The sequence below is a fragment of the Klebsiella sp. 141240 genome (assembly GCF_050600805.1).
GTDB classification, from domain to species: Bacteria; Pseudomonadota; Gammaproteobacteria; order Enterobacterales; family Enterobacteriaceae; genus Klebsiella; species Klebsiella aerogenes.
The window spans coordinates 235,391-260,228 of sequence record NZ_JAQIRK010000006.1 but is presented as its reverse complement, the minus strand read 5'-3'; the positions used below and the strand labels follow the sequence as shown (position 1 = coordinate 260,228).

Sequence of the window (24,838 nt, the reverse complement as noted above, 5' to 3'; positions counted from 1 at the left end):
ATTATGGCTCAATCACATTTACTGGCAGAAAGAATTTCCCGACTTAGCGCCGCTCTGGAAAAAGGACTCTTTGAACGCAGCCACGCAATACGTCTGTGCCTGCTGGCTGCGCTCAGCGGCGAGAGCGTATTCCTGCTGGGGCCGCCCGGCATCGCTAAAAGCCTGATCGCCCGTCGCCTTAAGTTCGCTTTCAAGCAGGCGCGCGCTTTTGAATATCTGATGACCCGCTTCTCCACCCCGGAAGAAGTCTTCGGCCCGCTGTCGATTCAGGCCCTCAAAGATGAAGGCCGCTATGAGCGTTTAACGGCAGGCTATCTGCCAGAAGCGGAAATTGTCTTCCTGGATGAAATCTGGAAAGCCGGCCCGGCTATCCTTAATACCCTGCTGACGGCCATCAACGAACGCCACTTCCGCAACGGCGCCCACGAAGAGAAAATCCCGATGCGCCTGCTGGTTGCGGCGTCGAACGAACTTCCCGAAGCGGACAACAGCCTTGAAGCCTTATATGACCGCATGCTGATCCGCCTGTGGCTGGATAAAGTGCAGGATAAAACTAACTTCCGCTCGATGCTGGTGAGCCAACAGGATGAAAACAGCAATCCGGTTCCCGAAAACCTGCAAATCAGCACCGAAGAGTTCACCCAGTGGCAGCATGACATTGGTACCGTGAAGTTGCCGGACAATGTCTTCGAGCTGGTTTTCCAGTTGCGCCAACAATTAGATGCCTTGCCGAATGCGCCTTACGTTTCCGATCGCCGCTGGAAAAAAGCCATCCGTCTGCTGCAGGCCAGCGCCTTCTTTAGCGGCCGAGACGCCATCGCGCCTATCGACCTGATCCTGCTGAAAGATTGCCTGTGGCATAACATCGAAAGTATGAATCTGATGTCACAGCAGTTGGAATCCCTGATGACCAGCCATGCCTGGGGCCAGCAGGCGATGCTGACTAAACTGGGCGCCATCATCCAACGCCGCATTCAAATCCAGCAACAGCACAGCGATAAAACTGCGCTTAAAGTCACGCGCGTTGGCGGCATGTTCAGCCGTAAGCCGCATTACGAACTGCCGGACGGAATTGAAGGCGAGACGTTGACGCTGCTTCTCCAGCAACCGCTGAAATTGCACGATCTCGAAGTCATTCATATCGCCTTCGAACGCGATGCGCTGGTCAACTGGCTGGAGAAAGGCGGCGAGATCCGCGGCAAGCTCAACGGTATCGGTTTTGCCCAGCCATTGACGATGGATGTCGATGCTAGCCAGCACCTGGTGGTGCGTGACGTCAGCCTGCAAGGCTCGCGCCTGTCGCTGCCCGGCAGCGAATCTCAGGAAAATATGCCTGCCGAGATCCGCCAGCAGCTGGAAGCGCTGGATGACGAATGGCACCAACAACATAACCGCTTTAGCGAACAGCAAAAATGCCTGTTTATTCCCGGCGACTGGCTGGGGCGTATCGAAGCCAGCTTGCAGGACGTCGGCGCGCAAATTAAACAGGCGCGCCAGCCATGACGCTCGACATGCTGAATGTCATGCTGGCGGTCAGCGAAGAAGGGATGATCGAGGAGATGCTGTTGGCGCTGCTGGCCTCTCCTCAACTGGCGGTGTTCTTTGAAAAATTTCCGCGGCTGAAAAATATCATCGCCGCCGATATTCCGCGCTGGCGAGAAGCGGTTCGCGCGCGGCTCAAAGAGACGCAGATCCCTCCCGAACTGGACGCCGAAGTACAGATCTATCAGCAGGCTCAGCTGCTTTCAACGTCGCAATTTATCGTGCAACTGCCACAGATCCTCGGCAAGCTGCATAAGCTACAGTCGCCCTTTGCCGCTCAGGCGCAGCAGCTGGTGGACGATAACGCGACCTTCACCCCAGCCCTACATACTCTGTTCTTACAACGCTGGCGCTTAAGCCTCGTGGTACAGACCACCACCCTCAACCAGCACCTATTAGACGATGAGCGCGATCAGCTGCTCAGCGAGGTGCAGGAACGAATGACGCTCAGCGGGCAGCTAGAGCCGGTGCTGGTGGAAAACGACAACGCCGCCGGCCGCCTGTGGGATATGAGCGCCGGCGAGCTTAAACGTGGCGATTATCAGCTGATCGTGCGCTATGGTGATTTTCTCAGCCAACAGCCGGAACTGATGCAACTGGCTGAGCAGTTGGGCAGATCGCGGGAAGCCAAACTGGTGCCGAAGAAGGATGCGCCGATGGAGGCCTTCCGCGCAATGGTTCGTGAACCGGCAACGGTTCCAGAGCAGGTCGATGGCCTGCAGCAAAGCGACGATATTCTGCGCTTGTTGCCACCAGAGCTGGCAACGCTCGGCATCACCGAACTGGAGTTCGAGTTCTACCGTAAGCTGGTGGAAAAACAGTTGCTAACCTATCGCCTGCACGGCGACGCATGGCGGGAGAAAATAACCGAACGCCCGGTAACCCGGCAGGATTTTGATGAGCAGCCGCGCGGGCCATTTATTGTCTGCGTAGATACCTCAGGTTCGATGGGCGGCTTTAACGAGCAATGCGCTAAAGCCTTTTGTCTGGCGCTGATGCGCGTCGCGCTAGCGGATAACCGCCGCTGCTATATCATGCTGTTCTCCAGCGAAGTGGTGCACTACGAGCTAACCGGCCCGCAGGGGCTGGAGCAGGCGATCCGTTTTTTAAGCCAGCGTTTTCGCGGCGGCACCGATCTGGCCAGCTGTTTTCGCGCGATCGTTGAGCGTTTGCAAAGCCCGCAATGGGTCGATGCCGATGCGGTGGTGATTTCCGATTTTATCGCCCAGCGGTTGCCGGATGAGGTGGTCAATAAGGTGGGGGAGCTGCAGCACAAACATCAGCACCGTTTTCACGCGGTGGCGATGTCGGTACACGGCAAACCCGGCATCATGCGCATCTTCGATCATATCTGGCGCTTTGATACCGGATTGCGTAGCCGCCTGCTGCGTCGCTGGCGGCGTTAATCTTTACAGCAGAGCGGCGACGCTTTCACGCACCTGCGCGGGCCATACGCCGCACTGTACCTGGCCGATATGGTCAAGCTGTAGCAACAGCATGGTTAAACGCGACTGGCCAATACCGCCGCCAATGGTCTGCGGCATTTCGCCGCGCAGCAGCGCCTGGTGCCATTCAAGTTGCAGACGGTCTTCATCGCCGGTCACCGCCAACTGGCGCTTCAGCGCCTCGGCGTCAACACGGATCCCCATAGAGGAAAGCTCAAAAGCGTCTTCCAGCACCGGGTTCCACACCAGGATATCGCCGTTCAGCCCGGCAAAACCTTCCGCTGATGGCGAGCTCCAGTCATCATAATCCGGCGCGCGAACATCGTGGCGCTTGCCGTCAGACAGTTTACCGCCGATACCGATTAAGAAGACGGCGCCAAGCTCTTTAGCGATCGCTCGCTCGCGACCTTTGGCGTCCAGATCCGGATAACGGCTCAACAGTTCCTGACTGTGAATAAAGTGGATCTGTTCCGGCAGGAATGGCGTCAGACCAAATTCCTGACTTACCGCCAGCTCGGTGGCTTTGATCCCGGCGTAGATCGCCTCAACCGTCGCTTTCAGCGTGCCGGTATGACGTTCGCCGTCGCCCATGACGCGTTCCCAGTCCCACTGGTCAACATAAACGGAGTGAATTGGGGTGAGGCGGTCTTCATCGGGGCGAAGGGCCTTCATGTGCGTGTACAGCCCTTCGCCCGCGCTGAAGTCGTGTTGTCCCAGGGTTTGACGCTTCCACTTCGCCAGTGAATGAACCACTTCGAATTGGGCGTCTGGCAGTGTTTTCACTTTTACCTGAACCGCTTTCTCGCAGCCGGATAAGTTGTCCTGCGTCCCATCACCGACGCGGCTTAAGATCGGCGCCTGCACTTCAATCAGGCCAAGCTTCTCTTCCAGCTGACGGGAAAAATGGGATTTAACGAAACTAATCTGGCGTTGTTTTGCGATGTATGCGGTTTTCATTTTTTATCACTCCTGCGTCCTGTTGATATTGATTAAGCAACAGAAATGGCACTAAATTCAATAATCAATCAATAAAAAGACACCTTGAGTTTTGATTCATTAAATTAACAGGCTAAAATAGTAAGAATCATCAAACATCATAAGAAAAAACAATGGAAAATTATCAGATCGACAATCTGGACCGCGGCATTCTTGATGCCTTAATGGCGAATGCGCGCACTGCCTACGCCGAACTGGCCAAACAGTTCGGCGTTAGCCCAGGTACGATTCATGTACGCGTAGAGAAAATGAAACAGGCGGGCATTATTACGGGGGCAAGAATCGACGTCAGCCCGAAACAGCTCGGTTATGACGTCGGCTGTTTCATCGGCATTATTCTTAAGAGCGCCAAAGACTATCCTTCCGCTCTCGCCCGGCTGGAGAGCCTGGAAGAGGTGACAGAGGCTTACTACACCACCGGCCACTACAGCATCTTTATTAAGGTAATGTGCAAATCCATCGATGCCCTACAACAGGTACTTATCAACAAGATCCAAACAATCGATGAAATTCAGTCCACTGAAACCCTGATCGTGCTGCAGAACCCGATCATGCGTACCATCAAGCCCTGATCGCTTTTTTTAATCCCACATTTTTCCACAGGTAGATCCCAGCTCGCTCACAGCGTACAATACGCCACTCAGAATAGTTGAGCGAGCGATCGGCGATCATGGCAGACATTACACTTATCAGCGGCAGCACCCTGGGCAGTGCGGAATATGTAGCAGAACATCTGGCGGAAAAGCTGGAAGAAGCTGGCTACAGCACTGATATCCAGCACGGTCCGCTGATTGACGATCTGCAGGCTGAAGGGATCTGGTTAGTTATCTCTTCTACCCACGGCGCCGGCGATATTCCGGACAACCTGGTCCCCTTCTATGAAGCATTGCTGGAGAAGCAGGCCGATCTTTCCGCCGTTCGCTTTGGCGCGGTGGGCATCGGTAGCCGCGAATATGACACTTTTTGCGGCGCAATCGACAAATTAGAAGCGGCATTGAAAGCCAGCGGGGCAAAACAGATCGGCGAAACGCTGAAAATTAATGTCCTCGAACACGAGATTCCTGAAGATCCGGCCGAGGTTTGGGTGGGATCCTGGAAAGATTTACTCTGAGTTTTGTAAAGATCCACACTTTCTTCTGTGGATAAACCTGCTCAAAAGCTTGGATCAACCGGTAGTTATCCAAAGAATAACCGAAGTATGCTTTTTGAGCTGTGCATAACCCTTCATTCTGATCCCAGCTTATACGGAACAGGATCACCGATCATTCACAGATTGTGATCCTTCTTAAGCGTTTGATCTTAAATCGTGGATCCGACTTATCCACAAAGAGAGTCGATCCTAATAAGAGATCACAATAGAACAGATCTCTAAATAAAAGATCTTCTTTTTAATACTCAGGATCCCGGAGTCTTTCTCGAAAGAGCAAAGTTGAGTAGAATCCACGGCCCGGGCTTCAATCCATTTTCAAACCGCGTTATGCGAGGCAGATCACCATGTTTTATCAGGATCCTTTTGACGTCATCATCATTGGCGGGGGTCATGCAGGCACTGAGGCCGCGATGGCAGCAGCACGAATGGGCCAACAAACCCTGCTTTTGACACACAATATCGACACGCTGGGGCAGATGAGCTGCAACCCGGCGATTGGCGGCATTGGGAAGGGACACCTGGTAAAAGAAGTGGATGCGCTCGGTGGTCTGATGGCGAAAGCGATCGATCAGGCAGGCATTCAGTTTAGGATACTAAACGGCAGCAAAGGCCCAGCAGTCCGTGCGACACGCGCCCAGGCCGACCGGGTGTTGTATCGCCAGGCGGTACGCACCGCGCTGGAGAACCAGCCGAACCTGATGATCTTCCAACAGGCGGTGGAAGATCTGATAGTCGAAAACGATCGCGTCGTTGGTGCGGTAACCCAAATGGGTCTCAAGTTCCGTGCTAAGTCGGTGGTATTGACCGTCGGCACCTTCCTGGACGGCAAAATTCACATCGGCCTGGACAACTACAGCGGCGGTCGTGCCGGCGATCCGCCGTCGATCCCGCTGTCTCGCCGTCTGCGTGAACTGCCGCTGCGCGTAAGCCGCCTGAAAACCGGTACTCCCCCACGTATCGACGCGCGCACCATCGATTTTAGCGTGCTGGCGCAACAGCACGGCGATAACCCGATGCCGGTCTTCTCGTTTATGGGATCCGCGGATCAACACCCGCGTCAGGTGCCGTGCTATATCACGCACACCAATGAGAAAACCCATGACGTGATCCGTAGTAACCTCGATCGCAGCCCAATGTACGCTGGGGTGATTGAAGGTATCGGCCCGCGTTACTGCCCGTCGATCGAAGACAAAGTCATGCGCTTTGCCGATCGCAATCAGCATCAGATCTTCCTTGAACCGGAAGGGCTGACTTCAAACGAAATTTATCCAAACGGTATCTCCACCAGCCTGCCGTTTGATGTGCAGATGCAAATCGTCCGCTCAATGCAGGGGATGGAAAACGCGAAGATCGTTCGCCCTGGCTATGCCATTGAGTACGATTTCTTTGACCCGCGTGACCTGAAGCCGACGCTGGAGAGCAAATACATTCAGGGTCTGTTCTTCGCCGGCCAGATCAACGGCACTACCGGTTATGAAGAAGCCGCCGCACAGGGTTTGCTTGCCGGTCTTAATGCCGCCCGCTTCTCAGCGGAAAAAGAAGGCTGGGCGCCGCGTCGCGATCAGGCCTACCTTGGCGTGCTGGTGGACGATCTGTGCACACTTGGCACCAAAGAACCGTACCGCATGTTTACCTCCCGTGCGGAATATCGCCTGATGCTGCGTGAAGACAACGCCGATCTGCGCCTGACTGAACAGGGGCGTGAGCTGGGGCTGGTGGACGATGAGCGCTGGGCGCGTTTCAACGAGAAACTGGAAAGCATTGAGCGTGAACGCCAACGCCTGAAAACCAGCTGGGTTAACCCGCTGGCGGAAAGCGCAGCCGAAGTGAACGCTCACCTGACCGCGCCGCTATCGCGTGAAGCCAGCGGCGAAGATCTGCTGCGTCGTCCAGAAATGACCTACGAACAGCTGGTACAGCTTTCTCCGTTCGCACCGGGCCTGCAGGATCAGCAGGCGGCCGAGCAGGTTGAGATTCAGGTTAAGTACGAAGGCTATATCGCTCGTCAGCAGGACGAGATCGAAAAACAGCAGCGCAACGAGAATACTTTGCTGCCGGCAACGCTCGATTACCGTCAGGTATCCGGCCTGTCCAACGAGGTTATTGCCAAGCTGAACGACCATAAACCGTCATCGATCGGCCAGGCATCGCGTATTTCCGGAATTACTCCGGCGGCAATCTCTATTTTGCTGGTGTGGCTGAAAAAGCAGGGGATGCTGCGCCGCAGCGCCTGATAGCCGTCAGAGCGCGCAAATTTGGCGGATGCAAAATCAGCGATCGCCTTTATAATTCACAGCCCGGTAGCGTTAGCGCCTCCGGGCTCATTATTTTTAGAAGGTACTCACCGTGCTCAACAAACTTTCTCGTCTGCTGGACGAAGCGGGTATTTCGCTCACCGATCACCAGAAAAATCAGCTGGTGGCTTATGTCGGGCTGCTGGATAAGTGGAACAAAGCCTATAACCTGACCTCTGTTCGCGATCCTAACGAGATGCTGGTTCGCCATATCCTCGATAGCATTATCGTTGCGCCGTATCTACAGGGCTCACGTTTTATCGATGTGGGAACAGGTCCTGGCCTGCCGGGGATTCCGCTGGCTATCGTGCGCCCGGAATCTCATTTCACATTACTGGATAGTCTCGGCAAGCGTGTGCGCTTCCTGCGCCAGGTCCAGCATGAGCTAAAACTCGATAACATCGCGCCTGTGCAGAGCCGTGTGGAAGCGTTTCCCGCAGAGCCGCCGTTTGATGGCGTCATTAGCCGCGCTTTTGCCTCGCTGAACGACATGGTGAGCTGGTGCCACCACCTGCCGGCGGCTGATGGGCATTTCTACGCGTTGAAAGGGCAGGCGCAGGAAAGTGAAATGGCAGACCTGCCAGAAGGTTATCAGGTTTGCGACGTGATTAAACTCCATGTACCCCAGCTGGAAGGGGAGAGACATTTGGTGGTCATTAAGCCAAACGCCTTATAATTTTTATCAAAAAATGTGGAAAAAATGTGGCCTGCGCATGTTACAAAAATCAAAGTTACCTGCGGGTATTATCTGGCCACTTTTAACCTTGTTTTTACTATGGCTTTTCTAGCGTTTAACTTTAGCGTGGTGGTTTACTGGCAGAATAGTCAACTTTGAAAATATCAGGGTGCTAAAAATCGATGAACTGTCAGTTCATATTGATGTTAAATTTTTATTATAAATGTCAATAAAAGGTTTTTATTGTATGTGGGGTTGTTTTACAAAAAGACCTCACTTTTTATCTTGAATATCAAAAAGATGAAAACATACTGATTCTGTACAGATTTAATTCGATTGCACCGAAAATGTTTATTATGTGATCTAATGCACGCTTTAATGGCCGCGTTTTCTCATTATTTGCACTTCTGGTTGATCCCTCACTGATTGACGAAATGCATGAAAAATTGCCGCTCAGAAAATAATTAAACATTTATTCACTATTTTGCTACTTAATGTTTGAAATCACGTGTTGTCACCGTATAATTTGTCCGCTTTTTGACGCTTGACTCTTGGTCTTAAAGAACGTTTTATACGACACGCGGCATACCTCGAAGGGAGCAGGAGTAAAAACGTGATGTCTATGTCGCTCGTGAGTCGAAACGTTGCTCGAAAGCTTCTGTTTATTCAGTTACTGGCAGTAATAGCAAGTGGACTGCTGTTCAGCCTCAAAGACCCCTTCTGGGGCATCTCCGCCATATGCGGAGGTTTGGCAGTCGTTTTGCCAAACGCGTTGTTTATGATTTTTGCCTGGCGCCATCAGGCGCATACACCAGCACAAGGCCGAGTGGCCTGGACCTTCGCCTTCGGTGAAGCATTCAAGGTGTTGCTGACCTTCGCCCTACTGGCGATGGCGCTGGCGGTTTTTGAAGTGGTATTTTTGCCGCTGATAGTGACGTGGGTTTTGGTGCTGGTGGTACAAATTCTGGCTCCAGCTGTAATTAACAACAAAGGGTAAAAGGCATCATGGCTTCAGAAAATATGACGCCGCAGGATTACATAGGACACCATCTGAACAACCTTCAGTTGGACCTACGTACATTCTCGCTGGTGGATCCGCACAACCCCCCAGCCACCTTCTGGACGCTCAATATTGACTCCATGTTTTTCTCGGTGGTTCTCGGTCTGCTGTTCCTTGCCATGTTCCGTAGCGTTGCTAAGAGAGCGACCAGCGGCGTACCAGGGAAATTCCAAACCTTCATCGAAATGATCATCGGCTTCGTCCATGGCAGCGTCAAAGACATGTACCATGGCAAGAGCAAGGTCATCGCGCCGCTGGCGCTTACCGTGTTCGTCTGGGTATTCCTGATGAACCTGATGGACCTGCTGCCAATCGACCTGATTCCTTATATCGGCGAACACATTTTCGGCCTGCCTGCACTGCGCGTGGTTCCGTCTGCTGACGTGAACATCACCCTGTCGATGGCGCTTGGCGTGTTCATCCTGATTATTTTCTACAGCATCAAAATGAAAGGCGTTGGTGGGTTCGTTAAAGAACTGACCATGCAGCCGTTCAATCACTGGGCGTTCATTCCTGTCAACTTAATCCTTGAAGGGGTAAGCCTGCTGTCCAAACCGGTTTCTCTCGGTTTGCGACTGTTCGGCAACATGTATGCCGGTGAGCTGATTTTCATTCTGATTGCTGGTCTGTTGCCGTGGTGGTCACAGTGGATTCTGAATGTGCCTTGGGCCATTTTCCACATCCTGATTATTACGCTGCAAGCCTTCATCTTCATGGTTCTGACGATTGTCTATCTGTCGATGGCATCCGAAGAGCATTGATTTTTACCAACACTACTACGTTTTAACTGAAACAAACTGGAGACTGTCATGGAAAACCTGAATATGGATCTGCTGTACATGGCTGCCGCTGTGATGATGGGTCTGGCGGCAATCGGTGCTGCGATCGGTATCGGCATCCTCGGGGGTAAATTCCTGGAAGGCGCAGCGCGTCAACCGGATCTGATTCCTCTGCTGCGTACTCAGTTCTTTATCGTTATGGGTCTGGTGGATGCTATCCCGATGATCGCTGTAGGTCTGGGTCTGTACGTGATGTTTGCTGTCGCGTAGTAAGTTGTTCGAAAGAAACCTAAGCCACAGAGTTAATTTAAGAGGTATTGTGCTGTGAACATGAACGCAACAATCCTCGGCCAGGCCATCGCGTTTGTTATCTTCGTATGGTTCTGCATGAAGTACGTATGGCCGCCGTTAATGGCTGCCATCGAAAAGCGCCAGAAAGAAATTTCTGACGGTTTAGCTTCTGCAGAACGCGCTAAGAAAGATTTGGACCTTGCACAGGCCAACGCGACCGACCAGCTGAAAAAAGCGAAAGCGGAAGCCCAGGTAATCATCGAGCAAGCGAACAAGCGTCGCTCTCAGATTCTGGACGAAGCTAAAGCTGAAGCAGAACAGGAACGCACCAAAATCGTCGCACAGGCGCAGGCTGAAATCGATGCCGAACGTAAACGTGCTCGCGAAGAACTGCGTAAGCAGGTTGCTATCCTGGCTGTTGCTGGCGCCGAGAAGATCATCGAACGTTCCGTGGATGAAGCTGCTAACAGCGACATCGTGGATAAACTTGTCGCTGAACTGTAAGGAGGGAGGGGCTGATGTCTGAATTTGTAACGGTAGCTCGCCCCTACGCCAAAGCAGCTTTTGACTTTGCCGTCGAACACAAAAGTGTTGAGCGCTGGCAGGATATGCTGGCGTTTGCCGCTGAAGTGACTAAAAACGAACAAATGGCAGAGCTTCTCTCCGGTGCCCTGGCGCCGGAAACGCTCTCAGATGCGTTTATCGCTATCTGCGGCGAGCAACTCGACGAAAATGGTCAGAACCTGATTCGGGTGATGGCTGAAAATGGTCGTTTGAAGGTGCTCCCGGATGTTCTTGAGCAGTTCATTCACCTGCGTGCGGCCAGCGAGGCCATCGCAGAGGTAGATGTTATTTCTGCCAACCAACTGAGTGAAGAACAGCTTGCGAAGATCTCCGGCGCGATGGAAAAGCGTCTGTCACGCAAAGTTAAGCTGAATTGCAAAATCGATAAGTCTGTTATGGCAGGAGTTATCATCCGTTCGGGTGATATGGTCATTGATGGTAGCGTACGCGGCCGTCTTGATCGCCTGGCAGACGTCTTGCAGTCTTAAGGGGACTGGAGCATGCAACTGAATTCCACCGAAATCAGCGAACTGATCAAGCAGCGCATTGCTCAGTTCAATGTTGTGAGTGAAGCTCACAACGAAGGTACTATTGTTTCTGTAAGTGACGGTGTTATCCGCATCCACGGCCTGGCCGATTGTATGCAGGGTGAAATGATCTCCCTGCCGGGTAACCGTTACGCTATCGCACTGAACCTGGAGCGCGACTCCGTTGGTGCGGTTGTGATGGGTCCGTATGCTGACCTCGCCGAAGGCATGAAGGTTAAGTGTACTGGCCGTATTCTGGAAGTTCCGGTCGGTCGTGGTCTGTTAGGCCGCGTGGTGAACACCCTGGGTGCGCCAATTGACGGTAAAGGTCCTGTTGAGCACGATGGTTTCTCGCCAATTGAAGTTATCGCTCCGGGCGTTATCGATCGTCAATCCGTAGACCAGCCGGTACAGACCGGTTACAAATCTGTTGATGCCATGATTCCAATCGGCCGTGGCCAGCGTGAGCTGATCATCGGTGACCGTCAGACCGGTAAAACCGCGATGGCAATCGATGCGATCATCAACCAGCGTGATTCCGGCATCAAATGCGTATACGTAGCTATCGGCCAGAAAGCGTCCACCATCTCTAACGTGGTGCGTAAACTGGAAGAGCACGGCGCGCTGTCCAACACTATCGTTGTTGTGGCTACCGCTTCTGAATCTGCTGCACTGCAATACCTGGCGCCGTATGCCGGTTGCGCAATGGGCGAATACTTCCGCGACCGCGGTGAAGATGCGCTGATCGTTTACGATGACCTGTCTAAACAGGCTGTTGCTTACCGTCAGGTTTCCCTGCTGCTCCGTCGTCCGCCAGGACGTGAAGCATTCCCGGGCGACGTGTTCTACCTCCACTCCCGTCTGCTGGAGCGCGCATCCCGCGTTAACGCGGAATACGTTGAGAAGTTCACCAATGGTGAAGTTAAAGGTAAAACCGGCTCCCTGACTGCGCTGCCGATTATCGAGACGCAAGCTGGTGACGTTTCCGCATTCGTTCCGACCAACGTAATTTCCATTACCGATGGTCAGATCTTCCTGGAAACCAACCTGTTCAACTCCGGTATTCGTCCGGCGGTTAACCCGGGTATCTCCGTATCCCGTGTTGGTGGTGCTGCTCAGACCAAGATCATCAAGAAACTGTCCGGTGGTATCCGTACCGCGCTGGCGCAGTATCGTGAACTGGCTGCGTTCTCTCAGTTCGCATCCGATCTGGACGAAGCGACTCGTAAGCAGCTGAGCCACGGTCAGAAAGTGACCGAACTGCTGAAACAGAAACAGTATGCACCTATGTCTGTAGCACAGCAGGGCCTGGTACTGTTCGCTGCTGAACGCGGTTACCTCGAAGATGTGGAACTGGCGAAAATCGGTAGTTTCGAAGCCGCTCTGCTGGCTTACGTTGACCGTGACCACGCTCCGCTGATGCAAGAGATTAACCAGACCGGTGGCTATAACGACGAGATCGAAGGCAAGCTGAAAGGCATCCTCGACTCCTTCAAAGCAACCCAGTCCTGGTAAAGTCTGGCGGCTTGCCTTAGGGCAGGCCGCAAGGCATTGAGGAGAAGCTCATGGCCGGCGCAAAAGAGATACGTAGTAAGATCGCAAGCGTCCAGAACACGCAAAAGATCACCAAAGCGATGGAGATGGTCGCCGCCTCCAAAATGCGTAAAACGCAGGATCGCATGGCGGCCAGCCGTCCATATGCAGATACTATGCGCAAAGTGATTGGTCACCTTGCGAACGGTAATCTGGAATATAAGCACCCGTACCTGGAAGAACGCGACGTTAAACGCGTGGGCTACCTGGTGGTGTCGACCGACCGTGGTCTGTGCGGTGGCTTGAACATTAACCTGTTCAAAAAACTGCTGGCGGATATGAAAGCATGGTCCGATAAAGGCGTTCAGTGCGACCTCGCAATGATCGGCTCTAAAGGCGTGTCTTTCTTTAACTCCGTGGGCGGCAATATTGTGGCCCAGGTGACCGGTATGGGTGATAACCCGTCCCTGTCCGAACTGATCGGCCCGGTAAAAGTGATGTTGCAGGCCTACGATGAAGGCCGTCTGGACAAGCTTTACGTTGTCAGCAACAAATTTATTAACACCATGTCTCAGGCTCCGACTATCACTCAACTGCTGCCGTTACCGGCTTCAGAAGATGATGATCTGAAACGTAAGTCCTGGGATTACCTGTATGAGCCCGATCCGAAAGCGCTGCTGGATACCCTCCTGCGTCGTTATGTGGAATCTCAGGTTTATCAGGGCGTGGTAGAAAACCTGGCCAGCGAGCAGGCCGCCCGTATGGTGGCGATGAAAGCCGCGACCGATAATGGCGGCAGCCTGATTAAAGAGCTGCAGTTGGTATACAACAAAGCTCGTCAGGCCAGCATTACTCAGGAACTCACCGAGATCGTCTCGGGGGCCGCCGCGGTTTAACCAGGTTATTTCGTAGAGGATTTAAGATGGCTACTGGAAAGATTGTCCAGGTAATCGGCGCCGTGGTCGACGTCGAGTTCCCTCAGGATGCCGTACCACGCGTGTACGATGCCCTTGAGGTACAGAATGGTAATGAGAGCCTGGTGCTGGAAGTTCAGCAGCAGCTCGGCGGTGGCGTAGTTCGTGCTATCGCCATGGGTTCTTCCGACGGTCTGCGTCGTGGTCTGGAAGTTAAAGACCTCGAGCACCCGATCGAAGTCCCGGTAGGTAAAGCGACTCTGGGCCGTATCATGAACGTCCTGGGTCAGCCGATCGACATGAAAGGCGATATCGGCGAAGAAGAACGTTGGGCTATCCACCGCGCGGCGCCTTCCTATGAAGAGCTGTCCAGCTCTCAGGAACTGCTGGAAACCGGTATCAAAGTTATCGACCTGATGTGTCCGTTCGCTAAGGGCGGTAAAGTTGGTCTGTTCGGTGGTGCGGGTGTAGGTAAAACCGTAAACATGATGGAGCTGATCCGTAACATCGCGATCGAGCACTCCGGTTACTCCGTGTTTGCGGGCGTAGGTGAGCGTACTCGTGAGGGTAACGACTTCTACCACGAAATGACCGACTCCAACGTTCTGGATAAAGTATCCCTGGTTTACGGCCAGATGAACGAGCCGCCGGGAAACCGTCTGCGCGTTGCGCTGACCGGCCTGACCATGGCTGAGAAATTCCGTGACGAAGGTCGTGACGTTCTGCTGTTCGTCGATAACATCTATCGTTACACCCTGGCCGGTACCGAAGTATCTGCACTGCTGGGCCGTATGCCTTCAGCGGTAGGTTATCAGCCGACTCTGGCGGAAGAGATGGGCGTTCTGCAGGAACGTATCACCTCCACCAAAACCGGTTCTATCACCTCCGTTCAGGCGGTATACGTTCCTGCGGATGACTTGACTGACCCGTCCCCAGCAACCACCTTTGCGCACCTTGACGCAACCGTGGTACTGAGCCGTCAGATCGCGTCTCTGGGTATCTACCCGGCCGTTGACCCGCTGGATTCCACCAGCCGTCAGCTGGATCCGCTGGTTGTTGGTCAGGAACACTACGACACCGCGCGTGGCGTACAGTCCCTGCTGCAGCGTTATCAGGAACTGAAAGACATCATCGCCATCCTGGGTATGGATGAACTGTCTGAAGAAGATAAACTGGTGGTAGCTCGCGCTCGTAAGATCCAGCGCTTCCTGTCCCAGCCGTTCTTCGTAGCAGAAGTATTTACCGGTTCCCCGGGCAAATACGTTTCGCTGAAAGACACCATCCGTGGCTTTAAAGGCATCATGGAAGGCGAATACGATCACCTGCCGGAGCAGGCGTTCTACATGGTCGGTTCCATCGAAGAAGCCGTGGAAAAAGCCAAAAAACTTTAACGCCTTAATCGGAGGGTGATATGGCAATGACTTACCACCTGGATGTCGTCAGCGCAGAGAAACAAATGTTCTCTGGCCTGGTCGAGAAAATCCAGGTAACGGGTAGCGAAGGTGAACTGGGTATTTTCCCGGGTCACGCCCCGCTGCTCACCGCCATTAAGCCTGGTATGATTCGCATCGTTAAACAATTCGGTCACGAAGAGTTTATCTATCTGTCCGGCGGCATTCTTGAAGTGCAACCGGGCAACGTGATCGTTCTGGCCGATACGGCAATTCGCGGTCAGGACCTCGACGAAGCGCGAGCCCTGGAAGCGAAACGTAAAGCGGAAGAGCACATCAAGAGCTCTCACGGCGACGTGGATTACGCTCAGGCGTCCGCGGAACTGGCCAAAGCGATCGCTAAACTGCGCGTTATCGAATTGACCAAAAAAGCGATGTAACACCGGCTTGAAAGCTAAAAGCCAGTCTGGCAACAGACTGGCTTTTTTTTATGTTTATGACCCGTCCTGAGTTTAGAATCCGATATATTGTTTGCTTCCGCTACGTTTGTTAGGTCTGCCTTTAAATACGGCAGGGCCATTCATCGTGATTTCCAGGCTGTTGTCTTGTCGGCGGGTTAACCATGGAGTAGATTCACTCATCGGTTTAGATGTCATACCTGATGGATATAATTCGATAGCATCCTGATCTATTTCAATCAGGCCAATAACGTAGGTATAAATACAGTTACTGAAGAAACCTTTCTTTTTAGTGAAATCAAAAGAGCATTCTACAATCTTGTCCCCATACTCCATGCGCATTTTCGGTTTTAATGACGCTACGGCTACCACACCGTTACTGACGGCGGAATAGACACTACATACCAGCGCAATTTTCCCACCCGCCAGTCGGGAAATTTCAGGGTTAATTTCTACCTTTTCAACGCCAGGCGCAGAAAGACTTGCGCTAACAACGTCACCCGTATGGTAAACCCAGGGTTTTTTATTAAACGCACCTGATTTATCCGGCGCCTGAATGAGGGACATATTTCCATCAGGCCACAGAATTCCTACTCGTAAATCCAGGTCATCATTATCACGACCATCGCCGTTATCTACCCATGTGGCGCTAATCGTAATTTTTTGGGGGGCATCGCTTCCCTTTATAAGCGAAACACGGTGTTTATCTTCTGGTTTTTTGAGCGAAACTATCGCATTGTTTATACTAGGTTTTTGTACGTCCGCTGTTGCTGGCGCCGGTTCACTTTCTACCTCGACACCATACATATTACAAAGCCCGGCCAGGCCGGAGGAAAATCCCTGCCATACGGATCGGGCTTTGAATTGACCATTATGCACATATAATTCCAGCACGATAATCCCGGTCTCCTGATTAAATGAACCGGGAGCTAGTTCCAGTATTTGTTCACCCGCTTTTATTTGTGCCTGCAGATCGTTAACAGTAGAAAATCCCCCAGCACTTCCGTCTTGAGTCAATGTGATGGCTATTTTCGTGATGCCAGCTGGTAGCTTTGATAAATCAAAATGAATGCTATGGGATATCACATTATTTTGTTGTTCAGGTTGTATAAACATAGCACAACCGGAGCTATGCTTTTGAGCGTTAAAAAACACCATGCCGCTATCATCCTCCGTCTTTCCTGATGCAGTCAGTAGAAAAGCGGTAAGGTTGATATCCAGCCCATTGCCAGTCCGATGGGAAACGGTGACCAATCCAGTTGGCGCGTTTAAAGACGAGTTTTCGCCAGGTGTGAGGTATTTATGCATGGTTAATTGTCCTTAATTATTGTGGCATGATTTTTGGAGTCTACACTTTTTATTTTTTCTTGGCTTTTGATTTTGTTATTGAACTGGGTTATGTGTTTTCTGAATTTATTTAATATATTTATCTATTGTTTTTAATAATCGAGCCGGGATAATTAAATATCAGAATTAAATATAGAGAGACCTCCTGGTTCCTGTCGTAGCATAAAAAGTGCGAAGGCCTCCTTCATTGTTATTGATTAGTTAAATGATGAGGTGTAGACTCTTTTTTGTGACTTGTGTCACAAAAAAACTAGCAAACCACACCTGCAATCTGGAAATCATCATGAAACTGTTTCATAAAATCATCGCCAAATTTAGCGCCCTGAGCTTCTAATCGCTGCGCTATCGCCCATCGGGAGTCAATGCGGTATCACTCGCTCATTCAAACGACAACATATGCGATGTGAAACCGCGGACAAGAGGTCGCATGAGGGGGGATGCTGGTCACTTAAGGCGATCGGCATTTTTGTCAGGGTATGGTTCGTCACTGCGGTGAGTGCCCTGGGAGAATTTGTCCCCTCAATTCCCTTTTTCATTTCAGTAGAACAAAGGCCAGGTCATTTTGAACAATCACCTTTGTTATTGTCGATGAACTGCTTTGTTTTTTTATCCTGAACTTTGGCTAATTTACCCTTAACTATAAAGTAACGGTATTCTTTATCGCTCAGTATGTATGTTCCTGGGATTGTTTTTTTATCTTTCTCCCAATGTAATCTTTTCTTGTTTTTTTTACCACATTTAAACAATGTCCTACGATTATCGATGCTTTGATTCGCTTCATCATAAATAACTCCGTAGCGATCAACAAACATGAAATTATAAGACATTAGGAAATCCGAAAAAACGACGGGGTCACGGCTATAATATTTATCGCTTATATTATAGTTTCCAAGATTGTATAATGTATGGTTAATAATGAGATAAGCGTTTCCGTAATCATCTCCTTTAATAAAAAAATAGATTTTATCTTGCGGTCTTATGTTTATTTTATATACTCCTCGCTGCAACTGCCTGCGTGATTGTACCCAAATGCTGTTTCCGGTTCGAATGACAGTATTACCTTCATTTTTCATGCGATCAGAAATATTGTTATCAGGAAGGTGACATTCCAGATGAGGAAAGCCGGGGACCGGGCAAACTGGCGTTACGAGAGTCGGAGGGATACCCGGTAGCGTCTCAAAAGCCCTCCCATAGTAAAAAAGGTTCCGATTATCTGTAGATAACCCCAGACCACTTGCCAGCGCATAGAGATTGGGAGAGATGTCGTTACGAGGCGTGAATATTAATTTGTCCTGTTGCTTTTCTATTTCAAAAATTTGTTTTCCAGTGCTTATTAATGATTCATTGATCAGATTGACTTCACCGGTTACCTGAACACTCAGGGGTTTACCAAATTGATATATACTGTTCTTGTCCCATGCCAGATTACATCCCAAAGAGGCTATGTCATTATATTTCATTTCATATATTTTGAATGATTGAGGATCGGCGTTTTTTATTTTTGTTTTACCGTAGTAAACGTTGTTGTTATCTGCTATATAATTTGTGCTTTTATATCCGCAATTTTTATTTGGTTGATTTATTACATGTGCACTATTGATATCAAGGTTGAGAGAGTAAAAATATTTTTTTTCACGTTCAATTTGTGGGCGTATATTAAGTTTCGGTGCCCCACAGATGACACCTGCACAACCAGGCCCTCCATCATAGTTCCGGTAAGAATGAGTCTCAACAAGCCAGGCTTTATTACTTTTTAATACATAGGGGCTATCTGGTATTGATTTATAACTGCTGTTGCATGATTTTTTCTCAATCTTGCCATCATCGTTCCAATATTCCTTGCATGAATAAAATTTCGCATAGCATACTGAAGTGTTAATAAATAACAATGAAGTAAGGATAATTCCGAATTTTAATTTATGCATTGCATTACGCTTCCTGTGCGGATTAACGAGCAGCCTGTTCCTGGCTAACGGCATAGTGTAATAAAAATGAGTTAACTCAGCGTAAACCAAAATGCCCATAGAGACTATTGAAATAGAACCTTCACTGCTTCACTGGCTAAACAGACTCACCCATCCATTTGCATAAATGATAAAATGCACACTAATCATAAGATGGTTTCCATTTGTTCATGCTTTATTTATGTATCAAAAAAACAGCAAAAGCAGTGAGATAGAAGACTATCTCCCTCACTATCATCGTTTTTCAGCGTTAAACTGATTTGCGATGGTGAAAAATAGCGCCCTAAAATGGTGTATAGCATTGAGCCTGGACGTTTTCTCCGCGTCTCGTTTCATGATGAAAAATATGTAGCAATTTCAACGTGAAAGGCTTTTACTTTTCGTTCTAACAGCTGTCAGGATGCGTATGTCAAACAGTGCGATGAGCGTGGTTATCCTTGCCGCAGGCAAAGGGACCCGCATGTATTCCGATCTTCCTAAGGTGCTGCATACTCTGGCCGGGAAGCCAATGGTTCAGCACGTCATTGATGCGGCTAAAGATTTAGGCGCTGCTGCAGTACACCTGGTGTACGGCCACGGCGGCGATCTGCTGCGTCAAACGTTGCATGAAGATAACCTCAACTGGGTGCTGCAAGCAGAGCAGCTCGGTACCGGCCATGCGATGCAGCAGGCGGCGCCGTTCTTCAATGATGATGAAGATATCTTGATGCTCTATGGCGATGTGCCGCTGATTTCGGTTGAAACGCTACAGCGCCTGCGCGCCGCAAAACCGCAGGGCGGTATTGGCCTGTTAACGGTGAAGCTGGATGATCCAACCGGTTATGGGCGCATCACGCGAGAAAATGGCCAGGTGACAGGTATCGTTGAGCATAAAGACGCCAGCGAAGCGCAGCGCCAGATTCAGGAGATCAATACCGGGATTCTGGTCGCTAACGGCGCGGACCTGAAACGCTGGTTGGCGAAGCTCACTAACAATAACGCCCAGGGCGAATACTACATCACCGATATTATCGCGATGGCCCATCAGGAAGGTCATGAGATCGTTGCGGTGCATCCTCAGCGTCTGAGCGAAGTTGAAGGGGTGAACAACCGCCTGCAACTCGCGCGTCTGGAGCGAGTATATCAGTCAGAGCAGGCGGAAAAGCTGCTGCTGGCGGGCGTGATGCTGCGCGACCCGGCGCGTTTCGATCTGCGCGGCGTGCTGAAACACGGGCGCGATGTCGAAATTGATACTAACGTTATTCTGCAAGGTCATGTCGTGCTGGGCGATCGCGTGAAGATCGGCGCCGGCTGCGTCATCAAAGACAGCGTCATCGGTGATGACTGCGAAATCAGCCCGTATAGCGTGGTTGAAGATGCGCAGTTGCAGGCCGACTGCACCATCGGCCCGTTTGCGCGTCTGCGTCCGGGGGCTGAGCTGCTGGAAGGCGCTCACGTCGGCAACTTTGTCGAAATGAAGAAAGCGCGTCTGGGCAAAGGTTCGAAGGCAGGTCATCTCTCCTACCTCGGCGATGCTGAAATTGGCGACAACGTTAATATCGGCGCGGGTACTATCACCTGTAACTATGATGGCGCAAATAAGCATAAAACGATCATCGGCGATGATGTGTTTGTCGGTTCTGATACGCAACTGGTCGCGCCGGTCAGCGTCGGTAATGGCGTGACGATTGCCGCGGGCACCACCGTCACGCGTAATATTGCTGACAACGAACTGGTGCTAAGTCGCGTGCCGCAGGTCCACAAACAGGGCTGGCAGCGTCCGGTGAAGAAAAAGTAGTGATTAGATTGTCGCCGGGTGAGAGATCGCCCGGCGAACCAGGATGAGAGGATCAATATAGGTCCCCGTCCGCAGGCAGTACCATAAAAATAACCCCACTCTCTACAAGGCTCGGGGCGCCCGTAAAGGGCAAATACAGGTCAGCGACAACGCATGGCATATCGCCATTATCAGGAAATTTAACTATGTGTGGAATTGTTGGCGCAGTCGCGCAGCGTGATATTGCTGAAATCCTTCTCGAAGGTTTACGTCGTCTGGAATACCGTGGCTATGACTCTGCCGGTCTGGCTGTGGTCGATAACGAAGGTCATATGACCCGCGTTCGTCGTCTCGGTAAAGTTCAGATGCTGGCTCAGGCGGTAGAAGAGCAACCGTTACACGGCGGTACCGGGATTGCCCATACCCGCTGGGCGACGCACGGCGAGCCGTCTGAGAGCAATGCGCATCCGCATGTTTCTGAACACATTGCGGTGGTCCATAACGGGATCATCGAGAACCATGAGCCGCTGCGCGTCCTGCTGCAGTCCCGCGGCTATGTCTTCGTCTCTGAGACCGATACCGAAGTTATCGCGCATCTGGTGCACTGGGAGCTGGAACAGGGCGGCACTTTGCGTGAAGCCGTGCTGCGCGCAATCCCGCAGCTGCGCGGCGCCTATGGTACGGTGATCATGGATACCCGCGATCCGGGGACGCTGCTAGCGGCACGTTCAGGCAGCCCGCTGGTCATTGGCCTGGGCATGGGCGAAAACTTTATCGCTTCTGACCAACTGGCGCTGCTGCCGGTGACCCGCCGCTTTATCTTCCTCGAAGAGGGCGATATTGCCGAAGTTACCCGTCGTACGGTGGTGATTTTCGATAAATCCGGCGCGGAAGTGAATCGCCAGGAGATCGAATCTAATCTGCAGTATGACGCCGGTGATAAGGGGATTTATCGCCACTATATGCAGAAAGAGATTTACGAGCAGCCGAACGCGATTAAGAACACCCTGACCGGGCGCATCAGCCATGGCGAGGTCGATCTCAGCGAGCTGGGGCCGAATGCCAACGCGCTGCTGTCGCAGGTTGAGCATATCCAGATTGTTGCCTGCGGAACCTCGTATAACTCCGGGATGGTCTCCCGTTACTGGTTCGAAGCGTTAGCCGGTGTGCCGTGCGATGTCGAAATTGCTTCGGAATTCCGCTACCGCAAATCCGCGGTGCGCCGTAACAGCCTGATGATCACCCTCTCCCAGTCCGGTGAGACGGCGGATACCCTGGCGGCGCTGCGCCTCTCTAAAGAGCTTGGCTATCTGGGTTCGTTGGCTATCTGCAACGTTCCGGGCTCCTCGCTGGTGCGCGAGTCCGACCTGGCGTTGATGACCAAAGCCGGTACCGAAATCGGCGTGGCATCGACCAAGGCCTTTACCACTCAGCTGACCGTGCTGTTGATGCTGGTGGCGAAACTGGCGCGTCTCAAGGGCCAGGACGCGGCTATCGAGCAGGATATCGTGCATGGCCTGCAGGCGCTGCCGAACCGTATCGAGCAGATGCTGTCGCAGGATAAGCGCATCGAACAGCTGGCGGAACGTTTCTCCGATAAGCAGCACGCGCTGTTCCTTGGCCGCGGCGATCAGTACCCGATCGCGCTGGAAGGGGCGTTGAAGCTGAAAGAGATCTCCTACATTCATGCTGAAGCTTATGCGGCGGGCGAGCTGAAACACGGTCCGCTGGCGCTGATTGATGCCGAAATGCCGGTCATCGTTGTGGCGCCGAACAACGAATTGTTGGAAAAACTGAAATCCAATATTGAAGAAGTTCGCGCCCGCGGCGGTGAACTGTACGTCTTCGCCGATGGAGACGCCGGTTTCAGCGGCAGCGACAACATGCACATCATCGAGATGCCGCATGTCGAAGAGGTGATTGCGCCGATCTTCTTTACCGTGCCGCTGCAGCTACTGGCTTATCATGTTGCGCTGATCAAAGGCACCGACGTTGACCAGCCGCGTAACCTGGCGAAATCGGTGACCGTAGAGTAATCAGGCTGTACGGACCGAAACTCTTTTGAGTGACGCTATAATCCGGTATTTCTGCAAAGGGATACCGGATTTTTTATCTGCTATCAACGGTTGATTGTGTGTTTGCGGATAGAGTTACCGCCATTGCTTATAGAAACCAATGAAATTTACTCAGTGGCGATTCTAAAATGAAAAACTTATGTGGTAATAATTTCTTAGCGCTTCTCAAGCATGGTGTGGAAATCGATCAACTTATCAAGCGAAGAGATAGAGATGAGATCGCGCAGCATACAACAACAGATATGATGAGTTTGTCTCATGGGCAACGCTTATCACCTTCTCCGCTAGTTCCTGCTTGTATTTATTTGATATTAATTGTTATTTTTTCAGTTAATGCGGCTTTTATATTGCAGAGTCTCCAACTTACTCCGCCCCGTTTTCTGGCTTTCTACTTTCCGCTGCTATTAGGGGTTATTGTTATAACCAGCTTAGCTGCAGGGTTAGTAGGTCGAGATCATGCTGTTGGATTACGTATTTTTATGTACCTGTATCTCGCCAATTTGTTTGTTTTTTGTCTAGTCCTGGCGCTTGCCGTCATCGCAGATGAAGCTATTGCTGCCAATAAGGTCATTCTTTTTATGTGTGAGATAGCCATACTCTGGTTAGGCCGTAGATTGATGAATGGAACGGCTTTTACACTGTTTACGCTTTATCGCCGTACGATCAGGCTTGCTATGGTTGCCCAACATCTCAACGTTGCCAGATGATTTTTACGCTATCCATAATCATGTAATAAAAGCCAAATCTTTCTGTCATATGACCAATAGATAAAATTTTAATGCATTGATATTATTGGTTTTATTTTGGCTTATCTTACTTTACCCCGGTATGTCATAAAACTGTCATAATTCGTACATTTTACTGTCACCTGTTTGTCCTATTTTGCTCACCATAGCTTCGAAACAACGGTTTACGAATCCCAGCAGGAGACATTATGAACGTTATGCGTACCACCGTCGCAACAGTTGTCGCCGCGACCTTATCGATGAGCGCTTTCTCTGCTTTCGCAGCAGCAAGCCTGACTGGCGCAGGTGCAACTTTCCCTGCTCCGGTGTATGCCAAATGGGCTGATACCTATCAGAAAGAAACGGGCAATAAAGTTAACTACCAGGGTATCGGTTCCTCTGGCGGCGTTAAACAGATTATTGCCAACACCGTGGATTTTGGTGCTTCTGATGCTCCTCTGGCTGATGACAAACTGGCGCAGGAAGGCCTGTTCCAGTTCCCGACCGTTATCGGCGGCGTGGTGCTGGCGGTTAACCTGCCGGGCGTTAAATCCGGCGAGCTGGTGCTCGATGGTAAAACCCTCGGCGACATCTATCTGGGCAAAATCAAAAAATGGGATGACGAAGCGATCGCTAAACTCAACCCTGGCCTGAAGCTGCCGGCTCAGAACATCGCCGTGGTTCGCCGCGCGGATGGTTCCGGTACTTCCTTCGTTTTCACCAGCTATTTGGCTAAAGTGAACGAAGAGTGGAAATCTAAAATTGGCGCAGGCTCTACCGTAAACTGGCCGACCGGTCTGGGCGGTAAAGGCAACGACGGTATCGCGGCCTTCGTTCAGCGTCTGCCGGGCGCGATCGGCTACGTCGAGTATGCTTACGCTAAGCAGAATAACCTGGCCTACACCAAACTGCTGTCCGCTGACGGCAAGCCGGTCAGCCCGACGGAAGATAACTTCGCTAATGCGGCGAAAGGCATTGACTGGAGCAAGTCCTTCGCTCAGGACCTGACTAACCAGAAAGGTGAAAATGCATGGCCGATCACCTCAACCACTTTCATCCTCGTCCACAAGGCTTCCAATAAGCCGGAGAATACCGCGGAAGTGCTGAAGTTCTTCGACTGGGCATACAAAAACGGCGGCAAAGAAGCGAATGCGCTGGATTACGCCAGCCTGCCGGACAGCGTGGTTGAGCAGGTTCGCGCCGCATGGAAAACCAACGTGAAAGACAGCAGCGGTAAAGCGCTGTACTAATACCCGCGGAATGTCGAGCTGCCGGCTAGCTTCCAGCAGCTCGAATTATTTCGGGTATAGCATTACCTTTGCCCGTAAGCTCAGTAAAATGCTGGGTTTTT

General features: G+C 51.3%; 22 protein-coding genes. 19 read left to right on the top strand and 3 right to left on the bottom strand.

The window, feature by feature from the left end; genetic code table 11:
• The first annotated feature begins 3 nt into the window (after window positions 1–3).
• Together ravA and viaA are read left to right on the top strand one after the other, a co-directional pair.
• The gene (gene ravA / locus PGQ95_RS14070) at window positions 4–1,503 is read left to right on the top strand and encodes an ATPase RavA (protein ID WP_087858859.1); all 1,500 of its coding nucleotides are present in this window, start codon (window positions 4–6) and stop codon (window positions 1,501–1,503) included.
• A complete protein-coding gene (gene viaA / locus PGQ95_RS14065) occupies window positions 1,500–2,948 on the top strand; it encodes an ATPase RavA stimulator ViaA (RefSeq protein WP_015368996.1) in 1,449 nt (482 codons plus the stop codon). Before ravA ends, viaA begins: the two co-directional genes overlap by 4 nt.
• Window positions 2,949–2,951: 3 nt before the next feature.
• Here the strand turns inward: viaA and asnA are convergent, their stop codons facing one another.
• On the bottom strand, window positions 2,952–3,944 hold the full coding sequence (gene asnA / locus PGQ95_RS14060) for an aspartate--ammonia ligase (RefSeq protein ID WP_047044566.1): 993 nt from the start codon (window positions 3,942–3,944) through the stop codon (window positions 2,952–2,954).
• A 152-nt stretch (window positions 3,945–4,096) separates the two neighbouring features.
• Between asnA and asnC the strand changes: the two genes are divergently transcribed.
• From asnC to PGQ95_RS13995, 13 genes are all read left to right on the top strand, one after another.
• A complete protein-coding gene (gene asnC / locus PGQ95_RS14055; protein WP_015368998.1) occupies window positions 4,097–4,555 on the top strand; it encodes a transcriptional regulator AsnC in 459 nt (152 codons plus the stop codon).
• 98 nt (window positions 4,556–4,653) lie between these two features.
• Window positions 4,654–5,094, top strand: a complete 441-nt coding sequence (gene mioC / locus PGQ95_RS14050) for an FMN-binding protein MioC (protein ID WP_087858860.1) — start codon at window positions 4,654–4,656, stop codon at window positions 5,092–5,094.
• 383 nt (window positions 5,095–5,477) lie between these two features.
• Window positions 5,478–7,367, top strand: coding sequence for a tRNA uridine-5-carboxymethylaminomethyl(34) synthesis enzyme MnmG (gene mnmG / locus PGQ95_RS14045; RefSeq protein ID WP_015369000.1), 1,890 nt, complete (start codon window positions 5,478–5,480; stop codon window positions 7,365–7,367).
• Window positions 7,368–7,479: 112 nt separating this feature from the next.
• Window positions 7,480–8,103 carry a 16S rRNA (guanine(527)-N(7))-methyltransferase RsmG gene (rsmG, locus tag PGQ95_RS14040; protein ID WP_087858861.1) on the top strand — a complete coding sequence of 208 codons (624 nt, stop codon included), beginning with the start codon at window positions 7,480–7,482 and terminating at the stop codon, window positions 8,101–8,103.
• A gap of 616 nt (window positions 8,104–8,719) precedes the next feature.
• A complete protein-coding gene (gene atpI / locus PGQ95_RS14035; RefSeq protein ID WP_015703918.1) occupies window positions 8,720–9,100 on the top strand; it encodes a F0F1 ATP synthase subunit I in 381 nt (126 codons plus the stop codon).
• An 8-nt stretch (window positions 9,101–9,108) separates the two neighbouring features.
• On the top strand, window positions 9,109–9,924 hold the full coding sequence (gene atpB, locus PGQ95_RS14030; protein ID WP_015369004.1) for a F0F1 ATP synthase subunit A: 816 nt from the start codon (window positions 9,109–9,111) through the stop codon (window positions 9,922–9,924).
• Window positions 9,925–9,972: 48 nt separating this feature from the next.
• Window positions 9,973–10,212 (top strand): F0F1 ATP synthase subunit C, encoded by a 240-nt coding sequence (atpE, locus tag PGQ95_RS14025; RefSeq protein WP_000429386.1) that lies wholly within the window; start codon window positions 9,973–9,975, stop codon window positions 10,210–10,212.
• Window positions 10,213–10,266: 54 nt separating this feature from the next.
• On the top strand, window positions 10,267–10,737 hold the full coding sequence (gene atpF, locus PGQ95_RS14020) for a F0F1 ATP synthase subunit B (protein WP_004107293.1): 471 nt from the start codon (window positions 10,267–10,269) through the stop codon (window positions 10,735–10,737).
• Between the two features lie 14 nt (window positions 10,738–10,751).
• Window positions 10,752–11,285, top strand: a complete 534-nt coding sequence (atpH, locus tag PGQ95_RS14015; RefSeq protein ID WP_015369005.1) for a F0F1 ATP synthase subunit delta — start codon at window positions 10,752–10,754, stop codon at window positions 11,283–11,285.
• 12 nt (window positions 11,286–11,297) lie between these two features.
• A complete protein-coding gene (gene atpA / locus PGQ95_RS14010) occupies window positions 11,298–12,839 on the top strand; it encodes a F0F1 ATP synthase subunit alpha (RefSeq protein WP_015369006.1) in 1,542 nt (513 codons plus the stop codon).
• A 50-nt stretch (window positions 12,840–12,889) separates the two neighbouring features.
• Window positions 12,890–13,753: a F0F1 ATP synthase subunit gamma gene (gene atpG, locus PGQ95_RS14005; protein WP_015369007.1), complete on the top strand. Its 864-nt coding sequence runs from the start codon at window positions 12,890–12,892 to the stop codon at window positions 13,751–13,753.
• A 26-nt stretch (window positions 13,754–13,779) separates the two neighbouring features.
• Window positions 13,780–15,162 (top strand): F0F1 ATP synthase subunit beta, encoded by a 1,383-nt coding sequence (atpD, locus tag PGQ95_RS14000; RefSeq protein WP_015369008.1) that lies wholly within the window; start codon window positions 13,780–13,782, stop codon window positions 15,160–15,162.
• A gap of 20 nt (window positions 15,163–15,182) precedes the next feature.
• Window positions 15,183–15,602 carry a F0F1 ATP synthase subunit epsilon gene (locus PGQ95_RS13995; protein ID WP_015703917.1) on the top strand — a complete coding sequence of 140 codons (420 nt, stop codon included), beginning with the start codon at window positions 15,183–15,185 and terminating at the stop codon, window positions 15,600–15,602.
• 72 nt (window positions 15,603–15,674) lie between these two features.
• On the opposite strand, the gene PGQ95_RS13990 is transcribed toward PGQ95_RS13995, so the two are convergent.
• Both PGQ95_RS13990 and PGQ95_RS13985 read right to left on the bottom strand, forming a co-directional pair.
• Complete coding sequence (locus PGQ95_RS13990; RefSeq protein WP_430918442.1) at window positions 15,675–16,928, bottom strand: TerD family protein; 1,254 nt, start codon at window positions 16,926–16,928, stop codon at window positions 15,675–15,677.
• Between the two features lie 596 nt (window positions 16,929–17,524).
• Complete coding sequence (locus PGQ95_RS13985; RefSeq protein ID WP_213794845.1) at window positions 17,525–18,892, bottom strand: DKNYY domain-containing protein; 1,368 nt, start codon at window positions 18,890–18,892, stop codon at window positions 17,525–17,527.
• A 445-nt stretch (window positions 18,893–19,337) separates the two neighbouring features.
• Here PGQ95_RS13985 and glmU point away from each other — a divergent pair, with 445 nt between their 5' ends.
• The 4 genes from glmU (at window position 19,338) to pstS (ending at window position 24,737) form a co-directional block, all read left to right on the top strand.
• Entirely contained in the window at window positions 19,338–20,708 is a 1,371-nt protein-coding gene (gene glmU / locus PGQ95_RS13980; protein ID WP_113374105.1) for a bifunctional UDP-N-acetylglucosamine diphosphorylase/glucosamine-1-phosphate N-acetyltransferase GlmU, read from the top strand.
• A 185-nt stretch (window positions 20,709–20,893) separates the two neighbouring features.
• On the top strand, window positions 20,894–22,723 hold the full coding sequence (glmS, locus tag PGQ95_RS13975) for a glutamine--fructose-6-phosphate transaminase (isomerizing) (protein ID WP_087858862.1): 1,830 nt from the start codon (window positions 20,894–20,896) through the stop codon (window positions 22,721–22,723).
• A 167-nt stretch (window positions 22,724–22,890) separates the two neighbouring features.
• Complete coding sequence (locus PGQ95_RS13970) at window positions 22,891–23,469, top strand: hypothetical protein (RefSeq protein WP_430918439.1); 579 nt, start codon at window positions 22,891–22,893, stop codon at window positions 23,467–23,469.
• A gap of 227 nt (window positions 23,470–23,696) precedes the next feature.
• The gene (gene pstS, locus PGQ95_RS13965; RefSeq protein WP_015369012.1) at window positions 23,697–24,737 is read left to right on the top strand and encodes a phosphate ABC transporter substrate-binding protein PstS; all 1,041 of its coding nucleotides are present in this window, start codon (window positions 23,697–23,699) and stop codon (window positions 24,735–24,737) included.
• The last annotated feature ends 101 nt before the right edge of the window (window positions 24,738–24,838 follow it).